This is a genomic window from Nostoc sp. CALU 1950 (assembly GCF_051172895.1).
GTDB lineage: Bacteria > Cyanobacteriota > Cyanobacteriia > Cyanobacteriales > Nostocaceae > Nostoc > Nostoc edaphicum_A.
This window is the reverse complement of record NZ_JBDNJQ010000006.1, coordinates 28,911-46,179: the sequence shown is the minus strand read 5'-3', so window position 1 is coordinate 46,179 and position 17,269 is coordinate 28,911. Positions and strand designations below refer to the sequence as shown.

16 protein-coding genes are annotated in these 17,269 nt (G+C 40.9%); 10 read left to right on the top strand and 6 right to left on the bottom strand.

Annotated elements, in window-relative coordinates; genetic code table 11:
• The first annotated feature begins 400 nt into the window (after positions 1-400).
• The 4 genes from ABF638_RS03285 (at position 401) to ABF638_RS03270 (ending at position 6,282) form a co-directional block, all read left to right on the top strand.
• Positions 401-3,409, top strand: coding sequence for a peptidase domain-containing ABC transporter (locus ABF638_RS03285; protein ID WP_435020231.1), 3,009 nt, complete (start codon positions 401-403; stop codon positions 3,407-3,409).
• 95 nt (positions 3,410-3,504) lie between these two features.
• Positions 3,505-5,088 carry an HlyD family efflux transporter periplasmic adaptor subunit gene (locus tag ABF638_RS03280; protein ID WP_435020229.1) on the top strand — a complete coding sequence of 528 codons (1,584 nt, stop codon included), beginning with the start codon at positions 3,505-3,507 and terminating at the stop codon, positions 5,086-5,088.
• 103 nt (positions 5,089-5,191) lie between these two features.
• Positions 5,192-5,689 (top strand): DUF427 domain-containing protein, encoded by a 498-nt coding sequence (locus ABF638_RS03275; protein ID WP_435020227.1) that lies wholly within the window; start codon positions 5,192-5,194, stop codon positions 5,687-5,689.
• Between the two features lie 65 nt (positions 5,690-5,754).
• Positions 5,755-6,282 (top strand): GrpB family protein, encoded by a 528-nt coding sequence (locus tag ABF638_RS03270; RefSeq protein WP_435020225.1) that lies wholly within the window; start codon positions 5,755-5,757, stop codon positions 6,280-6,282.
• 190 nt (positions 6,283-6,472) lie between these two features.
• Here ABF638_RS03270 and ABF638_RS03265 read toward each other — a convergent pair whose 3' ends face one another.
• On the bottom strand, positions 6,473-7,465 hold the full coding sequence (locus tag ABF638_RS03265; RefSeq protein WP_435020223.1) for a metal ABC transporter solute-binding protein, Zn/Mn family: 993 nt from the start codon (positions 7,463-7,465) through the stop codon (positions 6,473-6,475).
• Positions 7,466-8,258: 793 nt separating this feature from the next.
• On the opposite strand from ABF638_RS03265, the gene ABF638_RS03260 reads away from it, so the two are divergent.
• From ABF638_RS03260 to ABF638_RS03250, 3 genes are all read left to right on the top strand, one after another.
• Entirely contained in the window at positions 8,259-8,594 is a 336-nt protein-coding gene (locus ABF638_RS03260) for a hypothetical protein (RefSeq protein WP_435020221.1), read from the top strand.
• Positions 8,595-9,022: 428 nt separating this feature from the next.
• On the top strand, positions 9,023-9,373 hold the full coding sequence (locus ABF638_RS03255; RefSeq protein WP_435020219.1) for a YtxH domain-containing protein: 351 nt from the start codon (positions 9,023-9,025) through the stop codon (positions 9,371-9,373).
• Positions 9,374-9,384: 11 nt separating this feature from the next.
• Entirely contained in the window at positions 9,385-9,924 is a 540-nt protein-coding gene (locus tag ABF638_RS03250; RefSeq protein ID WP_435020217.1) for a DUF948 domain-containing protein, read from the top strand.
• 56 nt (positions 9,925-9,980) lie between these two features.
• On the opposite strand, the gene ABF638_RS03245 is transcribed toward ABF638_RS03250, so the two are convergent.
• Both ABF638_RS03245 and ABF638_RS03240 read right to left on the bottom strand, forming a co-directional pair.
• On the bottom strand, positions 9,981-10,292 hold the full coding sequence (locus tag ABF638_RS03245; RefSeq protein WP_435020215.1) for a type II toxin-antitoxin system VapC family toxin: 312 nt from the start codon (positions 10,290-10,292) through the stop codon (positions 9,981-9,983).
• On the bottom strand, positions 10,292-10,612 hold the full coding sequence (locus ABF638_RS03240; protein ID WP_435020213.1) for a DUF2281 domain-containing protein: 321 nt from the start codon (positions 10,610-10,612) through the stop codon (positions 10,292-10,294). The genes ABF638_RS03245 and ABF638_RS03240 overlap by 1 nt, the downstream gene beginning before the upstream one ends.
• Before the next feature lie 357 nt (positions 10,613-10,969).
• Between ABF638_RS03240 and ABF638_RS03235 the strand changes: the two genes are divergently transcribed.
• From ABF638_RS03235 to ABF638_RS03225, 3 genes are all read left to right on the top strand, one after another.
• Entirely contained in the window at positions 10,970-11,779 is an 810-nt protein-coding gene (locus ABF638_RS03235; RefSeq protein WP_435020211.1) for a TPM domain-containing protein, read from the top strand.
• A gap of 125 nt (positions 11,780-11,904) precedes the next feature.
• A complete protein-coding gene (locus ABF638_RS03230) occupies positions 11,905-12,534 on the top strand; it encodes a precorrin-8X methylmutase (RefSeq protein WP_435020209.1) in 630 nt (209 codons plus the stop codon).
• A 100-nt stretch (positions 12,535-12,634) separates the two neighbouring features.
• On the top strand, positions 12,635-14,050 hold the full coding sequence (locus tag ABF638_RS03225) for a right-handed parallel beta-helix repeat-containing protein (RefSeq protein WP_435020207.1): 1,416 nt from the start codon (positions 12,635-12,637) through the stop codon (positions 14,048-14,050).
• Positions 14,051-14,400: 350 nt separating this feature from the next.
• Here the strand turns inward: ABF638_RS03225 and ABF638_RS03220 are convergent, their stop codons facing one another.
• The 3 genes from ABF638_RS03220 to panB form a co-directional block, all read right to left on the bottom strand.
• On the bottom strand, positions 14,401-15,087 hold the full coding sequence (locus ABF638_RS03220) for a phosphate ABC transporter permease (RefSeq protein ID WP_435020205.1): 687 nt from the start codon (positions 15,085-15,087) through the stop codon (positions 14,401-14,403).
• 39 nt (positions 15,088-15,126) lie between these two features.
• Positions 15,127-15,963 (bottom strand): 4-hydroxy-tetrahydrodipicolinate reductase, encoded by an 837-nt coding sequence (gene dapB / locus ABF638_RS03215; RefSeq protein WP_435020203.1) that lies wholly within the window; start codon positions 15,961-15,963, stop codon positions 15,127-15,129.
• Positions 15,964-16,484: 521 nt separating this feature from the next.
• Complete coding sequence (gene panB / locus ABF638_RS03210; RefSeq protein WP_435020201.1) at positions 16,485-17,255, bottom strand: 3-methyl-2-oxobutanoate hydroxymethyltransferase; 771 nt, start codon at positions 17,253-17,255, stop codon at positions 16,485-16,487.
• Positions 17,256-17,269: the final 14 nt, after the last annotated feature.

The window sequence follows — 17,269 nt, the reverse complement described above, 5'->3', positions numbered from 1 at the left end:
TCATGTTGATTATCATAAATTCAAATAGGCAACCTTAAATTTAACAACCGCTTTTCTGTGTCTTGGGTTGATCATAAGTATCCATCGTTCATAGTTGCAATGCTAAATATTGATTTTAAACTTGTATAAATTATGTAGCGTTAACCAAGTGATAACTTGCTCTCGATCTATTTACACTATCTTGTTCTGAACAATGCATAAAAATAGAAACCATCTGATGTAAGTGCAGGTATGCAATTAGACTAAAATACCCTCTGTATCTATACATATTGAGCCACACTGAATGCCATAAAAGTCTTGCTGCTGGTGGCATAAAACCAAACACTGCCACTGTTAGTAAAAAAGATACTCTCTAATATTTTCCACTTTATTCCTCACTTTTACCTTCAACTTGTTTTATATGACTTATATTAAGAACACTTTTACCGAATTTATCACCACCCTAGAAGGGTTTGAACAGTTACCAGATGGAGCGATCGCTAATCTATCAGAACAGCTGCAAGCTTGGCGCTATCGCATAGGTCAGAAAATCATCGGTAAAGAAAGTCTCCCAGAACGCATCACCATTATTTATGAGGGACAAGTGCGCCTGTTGGGATACGACCCCCAGACGCAAATGCCAATTACCCTAAAATTACTGCAACCGGGAGAAATTATTGGCGAAATTGGTTTGTTGCGCGATATCGCCTGTGAAACAGCGATCGCTTCTACCGAAGTAGTCTGTTTAACCTTGAGTGCATCAGCATATTTTAGCTTTCTGGCTTCGTATCCAGCTTTTGCCGAAGCTCGTAAGAACCGCAGTTATTTGGTAGAAGTTTTCGATATTCTCGGTTCCTATTGGCAAAAACAAGCGATCGCGACTTTAAACCTCAGAGAACTGGCAGAAAAAGCTTTACCACAGGCGAAAGTACAATACTTACCCCCAGGAAAAACTGCATTCAACCAACTGAATAGTGAAAGCGTCTGGTTTGTAAGTGGCGGTGGGACAGTCACGAATTTATCACCTGGCGATCGCTTAGAATCGGACGATGACAGAGACAAAATCCAGGTCATAGGTCAAAATCCCGCACGCTTGCTTGGTATACATCCCTCAAATTTGATCTTGGAAGATAGCCATGAGATAGTACTTGCGGTAAGTAACACCAAATCAGATAGCCAAGATGAAGATGAATTAGATATCCCTTATGCATCAGACGAAATAGTTCCACAGATTGCCCCCCAGACCTCAAATATTTCGTCAAAACAGAAATACCCGTTTTTTGGTGGTAAGGGAGAACTAAATACAGCCTTCGCCTGCTTCCAAATGGTCGCAAAGCACCTAGAGATACCGTTTCGCCGAGAGGTGGTTCGCCGCATCTTAACCGAGCAAGTCAAACGTCAGGGTACTATATCGTTTCAAGTTACTGCTTACCTGGCGGAGTTAATCGGACTTAAGGCGCAGTTGGTAGATATACCAGTTGCTTCAGTGACGCGCATTCCTACACCGGCATTGATTCGCTATGGTGATAATTTTGCAGTTTTATATGCAGCGGATGCAAATACCGTGGTAGTGGGTGTCCCATCTAAAGGAATTGTGCGTTGCAAACCTGCTCAATTGGTTGAACAATTAGATGTTGATCCAACCAACTTTCCACCCCAAGCGAGAGTATTACTGCTTACTGCTACCAACCAAACACCCCAAGAACGCTTTAGTTTACGGTGGTTTATTCCCTATTTGTCAAAGCATCGGCGAGTCTTAATAGAGGTTTTTATTGCTTCCTTTTTCGTGCAGTTGGCGGCGTTGGCAAATCCGCTAGTTGTCCAGTTAATTATCGACAAAGTTATCACTCAAAATAGTATTGGTACACTACATATTTTGGGGATTTTACTATTAGTAGTCGGACTATTTGAAGCAGTCCTGACTACCTTACGAACCTACTTATTTGTCGATACCACTAACCGGATCGATATGGGGTTAGGGTCGCAAATCATCGACCACTTACTACGTTTACCGCTGCGTTATTTTGAACGCCGACCAGTGGGTGAACTTTCTACTCGTATCAACGAACTAGAAAATATCCGCCAATTCCTGACGGGTACTGCCTTAACGGTGGGGTTAGATGCTCTGTTCTCGGTGGTTTATATCGGTGTAATGCTGATTTACAGTTGGCAACTCACCTTGGTAGGCTTAAGCACAATTCCTGTGTTTATCGTGATCACCTTAATTGCTTCTCCTACCATTAGTAGACAGTTACGCGCCAAAGCCGAACGCAACGCCGAAACTCAATCTTATTTAGTAGAGGTGATGTCAGGAATTCAAACAGTTAAAGCGCAAAATATCGAATTGCGATCGCGCTTTTCCTGGCAAGAGCGTTATGCTCGGTTTGTCGCCGCTGGTTTTAAAACAGTTGTGACTTCTACCCTCGCGAACTCTACCAGTAACTTTCTCAACAAACTCAGCAGTTTACTAGTTTTGTGGGTAGGAGCTTATCTAGTACTTCAAGGGGAATTAACTTTAGGTGAATTAATTGCTTTTAGAATCATATCGGGTTACGTCACCAGCCCCATATTGCGTTTAGCTCAACTCTGGCAAAGCTTCCAAGAAACTGCCTTGTCTCTAGAGCGTTTAAGCGATATTGTCGATACACCACAAGAAGGAGAAACAGACCGCTACAACATACCCTTACCTGCGATCAAGGGAGCAGTGAAATATGAAAATGTTTCCTTCCGTTTTGGTACAAGTGGCCCTTTACAACTTTCTAATGTCAACCTCGAATTTGCACCAGGGAAATTTATCGGCATCGTCGGACAAAGTGGTTCTGGTAAAAGTACGATGATGAAATTACTGCTGAGACTTTACGAAACTGAGTCTGGCAGAATCTTGATTGATGGTTATGATATCGCCAAAGTTGAACTTTATTCACTGCGACGACAAATTGGTGTAGTTCCTCAAGAAACGTTGTTGTTTGATGGCAGTGTTCAGGAAAATATTGCCCTAACCAATCCCGATGCGACAACCGAAGAAATTATCGAAGCGGCTCAGGTTGCGTGCGCCCACGAGTTTATCATGAACTTGCCCAACGGTTACAACACACGGGTGGGAGAACGCGGTTCGGCACTTTCAGGTGGACAACGACAAAGAATTGCGATCGCTCGCTCAGTTTTACAACGACCAAAATTATTAGTTTTGGATGAAGCAACTAGCGCCCTAGACTATCCCACAGAACGGCAAATCTGTCTGAATTTAGCCAAAGCATTCAAGGGCGATACAGTATTTTTTATTACTCACCGCCTGAACACCGTGAGTAACGCAGATATGATTGTCGTAATGGATAATAGCAGGGTTATAGAACAAGGTAGCCATCAAGAATTAATGGCTACTAAAGGTCATTATTATTATCTATATCAACAACAAGATGTGAACTTGTAATTAGTCATTAGTTGTGGGCAAAGGTTTTTGGCATCGGTAAACATTGCCCACCCTACAAAAAATCTAAAATCCAAAATCCAAAATCCAAAATCGTTATGACTCAAATTAATGGGAATCATCTCAACGGTAATCAAAAAAATGGCAATCAGAAAAATGGAGCCAAACAAGATTCACCGATACTTACAAAACAACAGAAAGCTGATCAAGAGTCTTTAATTAACTCAAGTGCTCAAGAATTTGAGCAATCTGTTGTCTTGCGCCAATCTCCAATTTGGTCGCGTACAATCATGGTTACTCTTATGGCCTTAGCCTGCTTTGGAATTACCTGGGCTTATTTTGCGAAAATTGAGCAAGTAGTGCCAGCAACAGGGCAATTAAAGCCACAAGGAACAATCAAAGAAGTTCAGGCTCCTGTTAGTGGAGTTGTAAAAACAGTTAACGTCAAAGATGGACAAGAGGTAAAGCCAGGAGATTTGCTGCTGACCTTTGATTCCATAGCCCCTGTTGCTGAATTAAATTCTTTGAACCAGATTCGCATTGCATTAATGAAAGAAAACCAGATTTATCGCCGATTAATGGGAGCAAGTAATGCCACAGGCTCAGAACTGTTATTTTTGCGCGGTAATTTGCCACAAGAAACTGCTTTTCTGCTGAAAAGTCGGGCAGCATTAGTAGCAGAAAATGACTTATTGCGGACTCAATTCAAAAATTCTGGTCAAGATTCTAGACTAGGTATTGATGAACAGCAACGTCTAGAAGTTGCCAAAAGAGAGTTAGATTCTCGATCAGCTGCGGCAGAATTAGAAATAGAGAAAACCAAGAAACAACTTTCTCAAAACCAAGTCAAACTAGAAGATACTAAAGCAGGTTTAGCAATCCAACAGCAGATTTTAGATAAACTTAAAATATTAGCAGAAGAAGGCGGTATTTCTCAGCTTCAATATCTCAACCAACAACAACAAGTACAAACACTCGCGGCGGAAGTAGCACAACTAGGTGAAGAACAGAAACGCCTCCAGTTTGATATTCAAAAAGGACGGCAAGAGCTAAGTAATACTGTAGCTGTTTCTGATAAAAACATTGTAGACAATATAGCTAATAACAAAAAACGCATTGCCGAAATCGATAGTCAATTCACGAAAGTTCTCCTAGATAATGAACAGCGTTTGGCAGATGTCAATAGTAAAATATCTCAAACACAGTTAAACGTTAGATATCAAGAACTCCGCGCACCTGTAGCTGGAACAGTTTTTGATTTGCAAGCAAAAAACCCTGGTTTTGTAGCGAATCCGACTACAAAACTGCTGCAAATTGTCCCCAATGAAAACTATATAGCTGAAGTTTTCATCACCAACAAAGATATCGGTTTTGTACGGAAAGGCATGAAGGTAGATGTCAGAATTGACTCCTTTCCTTACAGCGAGTTTGGCGATATCAAAGGGGAAGTGAGTGACATAGGGTCAGACGCATTACCGCCAGACCAAACCCATCAGTTTTATAGATTCCCGGCAAAAGTGTCATTGGATAAGCAATCCTTAGTGATTAGGGGTAAAAATGTTACCTTGCAATCAGGTATGTCCATCAGCGCCAATATAAAAGTGCGTGAAGAACGGACTGTGCTTAGTTTATTCACTGAGTTGTTTACCAAGCAAATTGATACTCTTAAAGAGGTGCGTTAAACAAATTTGAGATTGGAAATTGTGAGAAGCTGGAAAATAAGTAATGCATTAGTAATGGTTTATATTAAAAAATATAAGCCATTACTAATTGCTGATATCTAAAATGGTTAATTCTCAACGCATCGAACCCGCTCCCGGACAAGAATCAGTTTGGGATTACCCCCGTCCTCCTCGTCTGGAGGACACAAGCAAACATATCCAAATAATCTTTAACGGCGTAATAATTGCAGATACCCACAACGCCAAACGTGTTTTAGAAACTAGTCATCCTCCTTCTTACTACATTCCTCCTGCGGATATCAAAATGGAATATCTACAGATGACACCACAATCTAGCTTTTGTGAGTGGAAAGGAGGTGCTTTTTACTACAGAATTCAAGTTGGAGACAAAGAAGTTCATAATGCTTGTTGGTTCTATCCCAAACCCACACCAGTCTTTGAATCTATTAAAGACTACGTAGCTTTTTACGCTCATTTAATGGATAAATGCTACGTGAATAGTGAAGAGGTGCAACCACAACCCGGTAACTTCTACGGCGGTTGGATAACCAGTGATATTGTTGGGCCATTTAAAGGCGCTCCTGGTACTTGGGGATGGTGAGTCAATTTTAGATTTTGGATTGTAAATTTTGGATTCAAATTCAAGAAAGTTGTTTCTAAATCCTGATGAAGGTAGAAGTAGTGCCGCATGATTCCACATGGCACAGTAAATTTGAGGATGAATCAAAGGATGTTGCGCTCATACTAGGTGAAAATGTAGTTGCTATTCACCATATTGGCAGCACAGCAATTCCAAATATCTACGCGAAACCCATTATTGATTTGTTGATTGAAGTTGAAAACATCACCAAAGTAGATAATTGTATTTTGGGCATGGAAGCATTAGGTTATGAAGCAATGGGCGAGTTTGGTATTCCAGGTCGCCGTTTCTTCCGTAAAGATAATGAAACAGGCACAAGAACGCATCATGTCCACACCTTCAAAGCCAAATCATCGGAAGTAGAACGACACTTAGCGTTTCGGGATTACATGATTGCACATCCCGAAGATGCACAGAAATATAGTGAATTAAAATGTAAGTTAGCGAAGCAGTATCCTAAAGATATCATCGGATATATGGATGGTAAAGATGGTTTTATCAAAGAGATGCAAAGGAAAGCATTGGTGTGGTGTAAACTTGATAAGTCTAAATAAAACAATCTTTTTTAACGTTTAAAATCCGAATTTTATCTTAAAAAATAGGTTTAAAAACCAATACGGTTCAGTTAAGGGCTAAGTGTACAAAATTGTGGGTTTTCGAGACGCGATAAATCGCCGTCTTTACAAGTGTTTTGGTCTTATCTGAACTGTATTGGTTTATAGGATTACTAAATTGATGTTATTGCTATCTGGTAGCTTTCGCTTCAAACATCAAATATGTCCCTCCTAGACCTTCCACAATTGTGCGTGTATTGGCAATCATCATTTTTTGATAAGTGTCCCCGTCGCTTCCTGCTTCTCCAAGTCCCTCAGCATACAGGTTTCTATTAGAAACTTTCACTTCGGCTTCTGTGGCTACAGATTCAATCAAATTAGGGTTAATTTCTACCTTAGCAAAAACTGTTGGCACTCTAGCTCGCTTAATATTTGTAGCTAAATTTTTGACTCGTGCGGCTGTGAGTTTTTCGTTAGTACTAATACTTTGTAATCCCCCCGCTAATGGAATATCGTATGCTTTGGCGTAATAACCCAGTCCATCATAGGTTGTAACTAACTTGCGTTGTTTGGCAGGAATACTGGCAATTCTTGACTTAATCCAGCTATCTAGTTGAGTCAGTTCATTTGTAATTTTTTTGGTATTGCTGGTATAAGCCTCTGCATCACTAGATTCTAATTTTCTCAAGTTACTATTAATTACCTCCACCATTCTGATAGCATTTTTGGTATTGTGCCAAAGATGAGGATCAGTTACATTCTTACCACCTGCCTGAAATTTTTGTGGCTTAGGCACTGCTAGTTGACCAACGGCTATTTTCGGTGCTGGGTTTTTAGTCGCTTTAATTAATTTGATCAGATTTGGTTCAAAATTATAACCAGTATAAAGAATAAGATTAGCTTGCTCAATGGCTTCACGATCTTCCTGTTTTGGTTTATAAAATTGGGGGTTGGCAGTAGGAGAAATTAAGCAGGTGAGGTTAACTGTATTTCCGGCAACCTGTCTGGTTAAGTCACATAGTACGCTTGTAGTCGCTACGACTTGAGGAAGATTCTCATCTACCTGGGTGGTAGTCTGAGTGAATGTGGTTCTTGCAGCTTGATTTCCACACCCAACAAATCCAATTGTCAAAGTAACAAAAGTAGCTCGGAAGAAATTATTCAATGGTGATTTTTTTGACATCCTCAACTCCTACTGGATGTATAAAAAAAGATAATCATTATCGGTAAAGTATTAGTGAAATAGCAAGAGGAAGTCTTCAGCAGGGAAGAGGTTAAGGGGAGACAGGTAAGCCTTCGGCTGAGAAAAGGGTAAAGCTTAAGGGAGGAGGAATTAATAGACTCTTTCCTTTCCCTGTTCCCCAGTCCACACCCAGCAATTTTTGGTTGGTGAACCATTAGTGAGGTTTTTACAGGCAAAATATAGGAATCCGCTTTGATTCCTGAAATTATTTGCGTAGGGAGGGAACAGGGAACGGGGAACAGGGAAGAAGGAATAAAAGTGTACTGAGTTTTTTTCAAAAATCAAATACGAGTCCTATATTTAGTTAACTTCACGCAATAGGCTGGAAAACTGGTAGAGGTAGGAGCACAATAATAAAGACGATGCTGGTAAGCCTTCAAGGAGTGTAGTGTAGTTCTCTCACCGTCTGTTGAAGGGGCTATACCATTGTGCTTGCACACCACAAAGATCGCAAATTGAATAGAGTTATCAGGTTAAGGAGTGGGACGTAGTAATGATGAGGCTTATTGAGCATACGGGTTGATTTCGCAAACCGAGTCGTGAATCTAAAGTAATTGTAGCTGTGGTTTTGCGAGGTGTGGACATATAGTTGTTACAAAATTGGCAAATTGGCGATTTTTTAGCCATCAGCCTTTGTTAGACTAAATTTTCACCCTCTAGTTTCTTAATCATTAAATAAGAGCCAAATAAAGTATATAGAACAAATCCTCAAAGCTAATATTGAAGATAAACAATGGTAATTTTAGTTGTCATAATTAACACCCTCATTTCCCTGACACTACTGTATGTGGCTTGGCGGGTGTGGCAACTCAAGCAGCAGCTAGCATACATAGCAGATAGATTAACCGCCTATGAAAGTTGTACCTATACAGCACTGAATAAAGCACCCGAAAATATTTATCTCAGTCAGCAGAATATCCATAACTTACGGCAGAAAAATCAAGCGCTACAAATACAAATTCAGCAAGTACGACAAATTATCAGTCTACTTTTGCTAGGAAGGCAAATCTGGCAGCGTTATTTTCCGAAGCTAGAGTTAATAACCGGGAAAAGAACAGTTGCAAAATGAGTTATGTCAGGTTCACATGAACATTTATAATTAGGGCTGACGAGGGACACTGAGAGGAGTCCGTAGTAAGATCCCTTATAGTGCATTAGCTTCTGGGGTAGGCATAGCCCGCCGCAGGCATCGCTCCCCCTTCTCATCCCTTACTCTTTAAGTTTGCTAGCAAGAGCGTCTCCGTCAGGAGAAGGGTACAGAACTACAACAGATGTGCTAACACAAAGAAACCCCGCCAGAAGGCTTGCCGGAGGTTCTAAACTTGGTGATATACGGATATTTTTGGATTATTAAGTAATTAATGCTTTTGATATTAATGAATAAAAGCAACATTTCTGGCTGATATTTTGTCACGATAGATTAACTGGATAAAATCGGTTGAGTCTTGCAAGGGGAGACAACCCACCTAAAATGGGTGTAAGGAGAGAAATAACAAGATGTCTAATAACCGTTCTGGAGTATTTATTGGCGGTTTGATGCTGGGGGCTACTATCGGTGCTTTGACCGGTTTGCTCGCCGCTCCACGCACAGGGCGCGAAACGCGTAAAATTTTGAAAAAATCTGCTAATGCTATCCCAGAATTGGCAGAAGATTTATCAACGAGTGTGCAAATCCAGGCAGATCGTCTTTCTGCTAGCGCACTACGAAACTGGGATGAGACTTTAGATAGATTACGGGAAGCGATCGCAGCTGGTGTAGATGCCAGTCAGCGAGAAAGCCAAGTCTTGAAGCGACAAGCATCTGTGGAAGACTCAGATTCGCTTCCCCAGGAATTAGAACGCTCATAAATGATACAACCGTGATTGAACCCCTGTTTTGGTTGGGACTTTCCTTACTTTTAGTCGCCACAAGCTTGACTGCGGTTTTAGTGGCGGCAATACCGGCTTTGCAGGAGTTAGCACGCGCTGCTCGCAGTGCAGAAAAGCTATTTGATACCCTCTCACGGGAGTTACCACCCACTCTAGAAGCCATCCGCGTAACTGGCTTAGAAATCACTGACTTAACTGATGATGTGGGCGAAGGTGTAAAAAGTGCTAGTCAAGTAGTGAAACAAGTTGACCAAAGTCTTGATAGTGCAAGAATTCAGGCTCAAAATCTGCAAGTAGGTACACGGACTATTTTTGTTGGCGTGAAAGCTGCTTGGAGAAATTTCACGCGCCAAAAACCTGCGAGACGAACAGGCGATCGCTTACCAAGCAATGAAAAACCACCACTAACGTTGCGAGAACGAGAAGTGCTAAAGCAAGAAAATCGTCGGAGCAAAGCAGAAGTATACCGCGTCAATGACGGTTACAGCGACGCCGCTAGCTGGGAAAACAATTTTGATGATGAAGATTGATTAAAAAAAAGGACATGGGGCATTGCTAATCTTCTTTGTTGCGGTGTCAAAACGGACTATTTCATTAGCTTAAAAAAAAGCGTTTTTTTATCTTTGGGTGCAAACTGATTGAATAAAGCTGCCTTAATTTGACCGTAAATTGTTGCTGTTTCTTCTGTTATATGGTAGATACGAATATCTTCTAAAAATTCTGTCAAGCGAACCAGATTATTTTCCTTGCGTTGAGATTTTTCCATCATGAATGTTAGTTCACCCTGGACAATTACACAAGTGGCAATGTTATTTTCTCCAACTTCATTCACGCAACGGATAACATTTGATTCGCCTAAAATAATGGCACTACAATGATTTGTATCGAGTAAATACATTATTCAAATAGGTTTTCGTCATCAAATTTAGCTTGACCACGAGTAGCATATACTGCTTGAAGGCATTCTTCAAAGTCGTTACCTTCCCAAGTGCCAGCATGTCGAAGAATGGAGCGTCCCGAAGCAGGACGATATGTAAGTTGCTTTTGCTCGCTAGAAGTTTCTGTAGAATCGCTTAAAGGGATAGGTTCAAGCTTACCTTCTTCCAACTCCTTTTTTATATAGTTAACCTTAATAGAACGTATTAAATCGAGTGCTTCTGTTAGCAACTCCGGCGGTAAAGTTTCTATTTCTTGGATTAATAATTCTTTGTTAGTCATTTCTCACCTCTAATCATTCCCCTTTTATTGTATGGGGAACTCCGCTATGGCTTAGTCGATTTTGAGTTGTTAAAAACTTTGACGATCATGATTTAAGAGGTGAAAGATGCTTATCTGCGACCCCTGTCCCCAGCTACGATTATTATTTTCATTAAGGATATTTTGAGTATTTTAACTGATTGACAAAATACGCATAATCTGGATTAAAGAAGAATCTATTCTCCACTCCCCAAAAACCCTTTGCTTTGATCCCCTAGATTAGAGTAAAGTAAACAAGTGTAAAGAACTATCATTTTTCTAGTACTCTTTTAAAACAACCTGTTCGCTTTTACCGTTGATATTTGTATAAAAACGTCCATGCAATCTTGTTTTTGGCGACGAATTCTCGTATCTATTGCAATATTTTTCCTGGCTGGGTCAATTTGGGTCATGCATTCTCCCCCAGCACTGGCTTATGACAATCCTGAGTTACTCCCTAACACCTTTACCCCAGTTGTAGACTTAGCTAAATCTCTGCCTGTGCTGCAAGAAGAAAAGCTTGTCAAAGATTTAGAGCAGTTTGAAGCCGATACGGGCTGGAAACTGCGAGTATTGACTCAGTACGATCGCACCCCAGGTCGCGCAGTTATAAAATATTGGGGCTTGGATGACAAAAGTATTTTACTAGTTGCCGATTCTCGTGGCGGTAACATTCTCAGTTTTAGTGTCGGCGATGCTGTTTATAAGCTTTTACCCCGGACTTTCTGGATAGAATTGCAAACCCGTTTTGGTAATTTGTACTTTGTCCGCGAACAAGGCGAAGACCAAGCCATTCTGCAAGCTTTAGAATCGGTTAAAGGCTGTTTAATCAAAGGTGGTTGCAATGTTGTCCCCGGACTGCCACGAGAACAGTGGATTCTCACCTTGATTACCTCAGTTATTGGTGGGGTGATTTGTGGATTTGCAGCTCAACCCCGCGAGAAAGGACAAATTTTTGCTTGGCAATGGGCTTTAATTTTCTCACCTTTGTGGGGAATCTTGTTTATTGCCTTTGGCATTGGGCCAGTGGTGACACGCACAAGTGACTGGTTACCTCTAGTTCGCAATATCTCTGGGTTTCTCATTGGCGTCTTGGTTGCCTACTTATCTCCTATTTTCAGTCGGCCTTCTTCCAGTAATGAGTTATGAGTGCTGAGTTAGGAGTGAGGAGTTTTTAATTAACTTATAACTCCAAACTCCTAACTCCTAACTCCTAACTACTCACTCCCTGAAGCTGATAAGCTGAAAGCTAATATTTGAGAAGCTCAACAAAAATGGAATGGCACGTAACTGATGCTCAAAGTTTAGCAATTATTGATAGTGAAATTGGTGCTCATGTCTTTTCACCCGCAGAGTATGAGATTGTGCGGCGGGTAATCTACGCCACGGCTGACTTTGAGTATAAGTCTTTGATTCGCTTTTCTGAGCGTGCCTTGCAAGCTGGAGCCGCAGCACTAGCCGCGCGTACCACGATTGTGGTAGATGTGCCGATGGTACAAGTAGGTATTGCATCTGATATTCAAAACACCTTTGCTAATCCGCTGTATTGCAGCATGGAAGCTTTAACACGCCCCCAAAAAGAAAAAACTCGCGCAGCATGGGGAATAGAAACCTTAGCAAAACGTTATCCAGAAGGTATTTTTGTGGTGGGTCAAGCACAAACGGCACTAACTGCACTGGTAGATTTAATTGAAGCTGAAGAAATTAGACCTGCTTTAATAATTGCGACTCCAGTGGGATTTGTAAATGCTGATGAAGCTAAGGAGCGTTTACAAGACTCTCTAGTGCCTCATATTACAATTGACAGTCGCAAAGGGAACGCAGTTGTAGCAGCTGCGATCGTTGATGGATTGGTAGACTTGGCTTGGCAAGCCTATGGACAAGATGGAAATCGGGGAAGCTAGTCAGGTCGGCTCAATTGTATTCTGTATCCAAAAGAGTATTCAAAATCACTGGATATCCTGATATTTTTGTTAAGTAGTGCATATCAAGGAGCCTTTTTTTGTGGTAATTCAAGGTTTCAGTTTAAGCGCATATCTTGCAATTCCTGTAGTATTAAGTCTTTTAGCTGAGGGAGAAAGTATAAAAGTACCTTTAGTTGAAAACGTCCATCAGATATCCACTAACAAGGAAATGCTCCTATCCAGCCGTGAGCTAATTAGTGCTCAAACAACACCGAAAACATACTATGTTAGTGGTGCTGGAAACGACAAAAATAGCGGACTCTCTACTTCATCCGCTTTTAGAACTATTCAAAGGGCAGCAAATCTAACTAACCCTGGCGATACAGTATTGATTATGAATGGAGTGTACACAAATTCAGCAAAGGCTGGGAGTGTAGTACATATTAAACGTTCTGGAACTGCAAAAGCATGGATTAAATATAAAGCATATCCTGGGCATTTACCAAAAATTCAGCACAATACATGGAACGGTATCTTAGTTTCAAATGGAGCTTCATATATCGAGATCAACGGGCTAGAAGTCATAGGAAACAATGCCAATATAACCCTTGATTATGCGATGAGTCAGAAAACTAACAAACTAAACCCGCTAACGAATGGAAACTGCATCAATGTAGATGGACGAACAAATGGTCATAGCCGCCATATACGTATTGTCAATAACAAGGTACACAAGTGTGGAGGAGCAGGCATTTCAGCGATTGAATCAGACTATGTGACAATAGATAATAATGTGGTGTTCGATAATGCCTGGTACAGCGTTTATGGTTGCAGCGGCATTTCGATGTTGAACAATTGGAATTCTGACAACAACCGGGGATACAAGATGTTTGTTACCAACAACAAGTCCTACAACAATCGCATGTACATCCCTTGGATTGCAGTTGGAAAGATCACAGACGGTAATGGCATTATTATCGATAGTACAAGAAATGATCAGAATAACTCAAAATTGGGTGCATATAAAGGATACACTCTAGTTCAAAACAATCTTACATTTAATAATGGTGGATCAGGTATTCATGCATTTTTGAGTGAGCATGTTGATATTGTCAATAACACAGCTGTTTTAAATAATCAAAGTCCAGAAATTAATGGCGGGCAAATATTTGCTCATACGTCATCTGATGTCAGAATTCTTAGGAACATTCTTTATGCTTTTCCTGGAAAACAGGTTAATAATAATACTAAAAATACAAATGTTGTTTATGATTATAATATCTACATCAATAGTTCTAAGGTAAGTGTTAAGGGCCCTCGTGATATTGTTGCAGACTCACAATTTTTAAGTAAGTATCCTACTCTAGAAAAAATCTCTGGCGATTGGAAGTTGCGGCTAGATAAACAAAACCCACCAAAGCGGACTTATGTAGAACCTCAGTCGGCAGGTTTTGTTTGTGGGACAGTGACTTATCGCTTGCAAGGGAAACTTATAAAAGTTGGATGTTCTCGTTAGTAATTAGCCAGTCTTGATGAAACGAGTTTCAGATATCTCGTTCCTATGCTCTGCATAGGAATGCCTGTTTAGAGGCTCTGCCTCTAGTCAAATATTGAGTCAGAGACTCAATGAATGCATTCCCAGTCGGAGACTGGGAACGAGGAACGAGGAAATGCTTATCAAGCTAGGTTTTTAGGACTTGTGTGTACACCGTAGTTGCAAAGGGAGGGAATTGGATTTATTGTTTCCTTCCTTTTTAAGGGGGACTTGTAGTTAAGAACAAACTACTAAAAGGCCTACAATAGGCAGCTGGTTAATTAGTGTCGGTATGTTTCTTGCGCGTGTCTGCAAGAGAAGCCTATGCTTCATTAATCCTCTACTCTACGACGCCGCCGACGCGGCTTTTGTTGTTTGTCTTCACGCAAGCGCCGACCGACTTCGTTAAAGAAATCCCGCCGCAGATAAGGATAATCGCTTACCCACAAGTTACTATTGGGAAAGTATATATCACTGAATTCTTCAATACTACTTAAATCTGGGCGATTTGACATTACTACCATTTCTGCAATTTGACCACGAGTAATAACTTTGTGAGCAGAACGTAATGGTGCTACAAACTCAATGCTAAATCCTGTGTCATCTCCTATTTCTAAATTTATCTGTTTTTCTCGGTTTTCTATAATTACTAATTCGCCTTTGTTGTTGACTGTTTCGGTTTTACCCATCAACTGGTCTGTAATCCACCAATCTAAGACTCGACCACGGAAAAAGCCGCCATACTTATAACGGCGGCATTGTAAATTCCGCATACTTGCTTGAAACACTGGATACCACAGCCAAAAAAATGCGCTAATTATCCCTAGCACAAATACTATTGAAGCAAACTCAAGCTTGAAAACGACTGTTACAAGCAAAATAACAACTACTGCAACTACAGAAATTAACAGCCGTTGCAAAAAATTTGAGAACTTCCCCCAGTAGTACTTGTACTGCAAACCAGTGGCAATTAGGGGGACAACTTGTTCAAATTTCTGGCGAGTCAGTGGTACTAACATGAGTGCTGAGTAATGAATGCTGAATAATGTATTTAAAGTTTAAAGTATCTTTTCTAATCCATATACTAACGACTTTAGCGCTAAGACTTTGCGAATCGCTAGTAACACTCCTGGCATATAGCAAGCGCGATCGCTCGTATCATGTCGTAAAGTATAAATCTGTCCGGCTGCGCCAAAAATCACTTCCTGGTGGGCAATCAATCCTGGCAAGCGGACGCTATGAATTCTAATCCCTTCATCTGCTACACTGCCCCTAGCTCCTGGTAATTTCTCCGTTTCTTCTACAAGACCAGGGTTGAAAGTTTTACCCAATTCTCCTAATAACTGCGCCGTTTGAATGGCAGTACCACTGGGAGCATCAGCTTTTTGGTTGTGATGCAGTTCGATAATTTCCACATGGTCAAAATATTTGGAGGCTGCGATCGCAGCTTGTTGCAACAGTACCATCCCAATGGAAAAATTAGGAATAATTAGACAACCAGTGCTAGCTTTGTCGGCAAAGTCTGCCAAGTCTTGAATTTGTTCTGGACTTAAGCCAGTGGTACCAACTACAGGACGAATACCGTAAGCGATCGCACTACGAATATTGTCATAAACTGAATCGGGATGGGTAAAGTCTACAATCACCCCTGGAGGAGACTGTCTGTCGCCAGCCACATATCCCAACATCGGTTCTAATTGATTAGTAATTGGCACTTCCAGCGGTTCGCTTAAACCTGCCAATTCTCCAGCATCTTTATCTTGATGTTCCAAACTGTGGTCAATTGCACCCACTAGGTTTAAGTCAGGCGCTTGCGCCACCGCCTTAATTACCTCACGGCCCATTTTGCCAGCAGCACCATTGACAATAATCGGGATAGGAGCTTGATTTATCATAAATCGAGAAATACTTTTTGAGTCAACAAAGGAATTGTAAAGACTTTCGCGATCTAGTAGCTAGCTTCTCAAATCTCTGGCTTAATTCCGACAACCCTGATTTGTGTAACTAATCTCTTATTTTTTCTACTCCCCAAAAGAGCGATTCTCATTTTCATCCCATTATTTTAGCCAGTAACCCGTTTTATTTTCCGCTCATGCTGCTTTGATAAGTATTGCCTATAATTGCTATCAGCCTTTATTTGTCAAGTCTAGTTGACCATTTGTAATATTATTGTTATATTTATTTACATAGCTTAGGAAAACCCAAAAATAAGCTGCATAGCCAAAATTGCACCTTATATACTACCTATGTAGTTTTGGTTACGTTGGGTGTTAACTAAGAAAAATAGACTTCGGTATTGCAATATCCCATCGACATTTGGACTTCTCCTATATACCTCGGCTATTAAGTCGGGGTTTTTTGTGTTCTCGATTAGCCGCTAATTGCTTTAACTTTTCTATTGATTTGGAATTCTTCTTCAAGGAAACTTGCGCTCTCGCACTTCCACCGCATAATCTTGCACAGCTTTGGTAATCGTCTCGCGCAAATTTGTGTAAACTTTGGCGAATGGTGGATGTTTCTCTGCAAGTCCAAGGACATCAGAGGTAACTAAAACTTGTCCATCGCAGTGAATTCCCGCACCGATACCAATTGTGGGAATACTTAATTTTTGTGAAATCTGCATTGCTAAATCTGCGGGTATATGCTCTAACACTAGAGAAAATACACCCGCTTGTTCGAGAGCGATCGCTTCTTGTAAAATTCTCTCACTGGCTTCTTGCGTTTTTCCTTGTTGTCGCAAACCCAGTTGATGTATTGATTGCGGTGTCAAACCCACATGACCCATTACTGGAATTCCAGCTTGTACTAAACGAGCCACTGTTTCTGCGATCGCTGGATAGCCACCTTCCAATTTTACAGCTTGAGCGCCCGTTTCCTTCAGTACCCGCCCAGCTGAATGCATCGCTTGTTGGAGACTTTCTTGATACGTCAGAAATGGTAAATCTACAACTACTAATGCCCGTTTAACCCCACGCCGCACTGATTTGGCATGATAGATAATTTCATCCAAAGTGATTGGCAGTGTTGTTTCATACCCTAGAACTACTGCCATAGAATCACCCACGAGGATTAAGTCTACACCAGCTGCGTCGAGGAGTTGAGCGATCGCATAATCCCAGGCGGTCAACGCCACAATTGAACGTCCCTGTTGTTTCCATTGAATTAATTGCTGGGTAGTGATTGCCATTTTTTTAGGTGGGG

Excerpts from the sequence above, each read along its gene's own strand:
- ABF638_RS03285 (WP_435020231.1), top strand. The coding sequence starts at position 401 with ATGACTTATATTAAGAACACTTTTACCGAATTTATCACCACCCTAGAA.
- ABF638_RS03280 (WP_435020229.1), top strand. The coding sequence starts at position 3,505 with ATGACTCAAATTAATGGGAATCATCTCAACGGTAATCAAAAAAATGGC.
- ABF638_RS03275 (WP_435020227.1), top strand. The coding sequence starts at position 5,192 with ATGGTTAATTCTCAACGCATCGAACCCGCTCCCGGACAAGAATCAGTT.
- ABF638_RS03270 (WP_435020225.1), top strand. The coding sequence starts at position 5,755 with ATGAAGGTAGAAGTAGTGCCGCATGATTCCACATGGCACAGTAAATTT.
- ABF638_RS03265 (WP_435020223.1), bottom strand. The coding sequence starts at position 7,465 with ATGTCAAAAAAATCACCATTGAATAATTTCTTCCGAGCTACTTTTGTT.
- ABF638_RS03260 (WP_435020221.1), top strand. The coding sequence starts at position 8,259 with ATGGTAATTTTAGTTGTCATAATTAACACCCTCATTTCCCTGACACTA.
- ABF638_RS03255 (WP_435020219.1), top strand. The coding sequence starts at position 9,023 with ATGTCTAATAACCGTTCTGGAGTATTTATTGGCGGTTTGATGCTGGGG.
- ABF638_RS03245 (WP_435020215.1), bottom strand. The coding sequence starts at position 10,292 with ATGTATTTACTCGATACAAATCATTGTAGTGCCATTATTTTAGGCGAA.
- ABF638_RS03240 (WP_435020213.1), bottom strand. The coding sequence starts at position 10,612 with ATGACTAACAAAGAATTATTAATCCAAGAAATAGAAACTTTACCGCCG.
- ABF638_RS03235 (WP_435020211.1), top strand. The coding sequence starts at position 10,970 with ATGCAATCTTGTTTTTGGCGACGAATTCTCGTATCTATTGCAATATTT.
- ABF638_RS03230 (WP_435020209.1), top strand. The coding sequence starts at position 11,905 with ATGGAATGGCACGTAACTGATGCTCAAAGTTTAGCAATTATTGATAGT.
- ABF638_RS03220 (WP_435020205.1), bottom strand. The coding sequence starts at position 15,087 with ATGTTAGTACCACTGACTCGCCAGAAATTTGAACAAGTTGTCCCCCTA.
- dapB (WP_435020203.1), bottom strand. The coding sequence starts at position 15,963 with ATGATAAATCAAGCTCCTATCCCGATTATTGTCAATGGTGCTGCTGGC.
- panB (WP_435020201.1), bottom strand. The coding sequence starts at position 17,255 with ATGGCAATCACTACCCAGCAATTAATTCAATGGAAACAACAGGGACGT.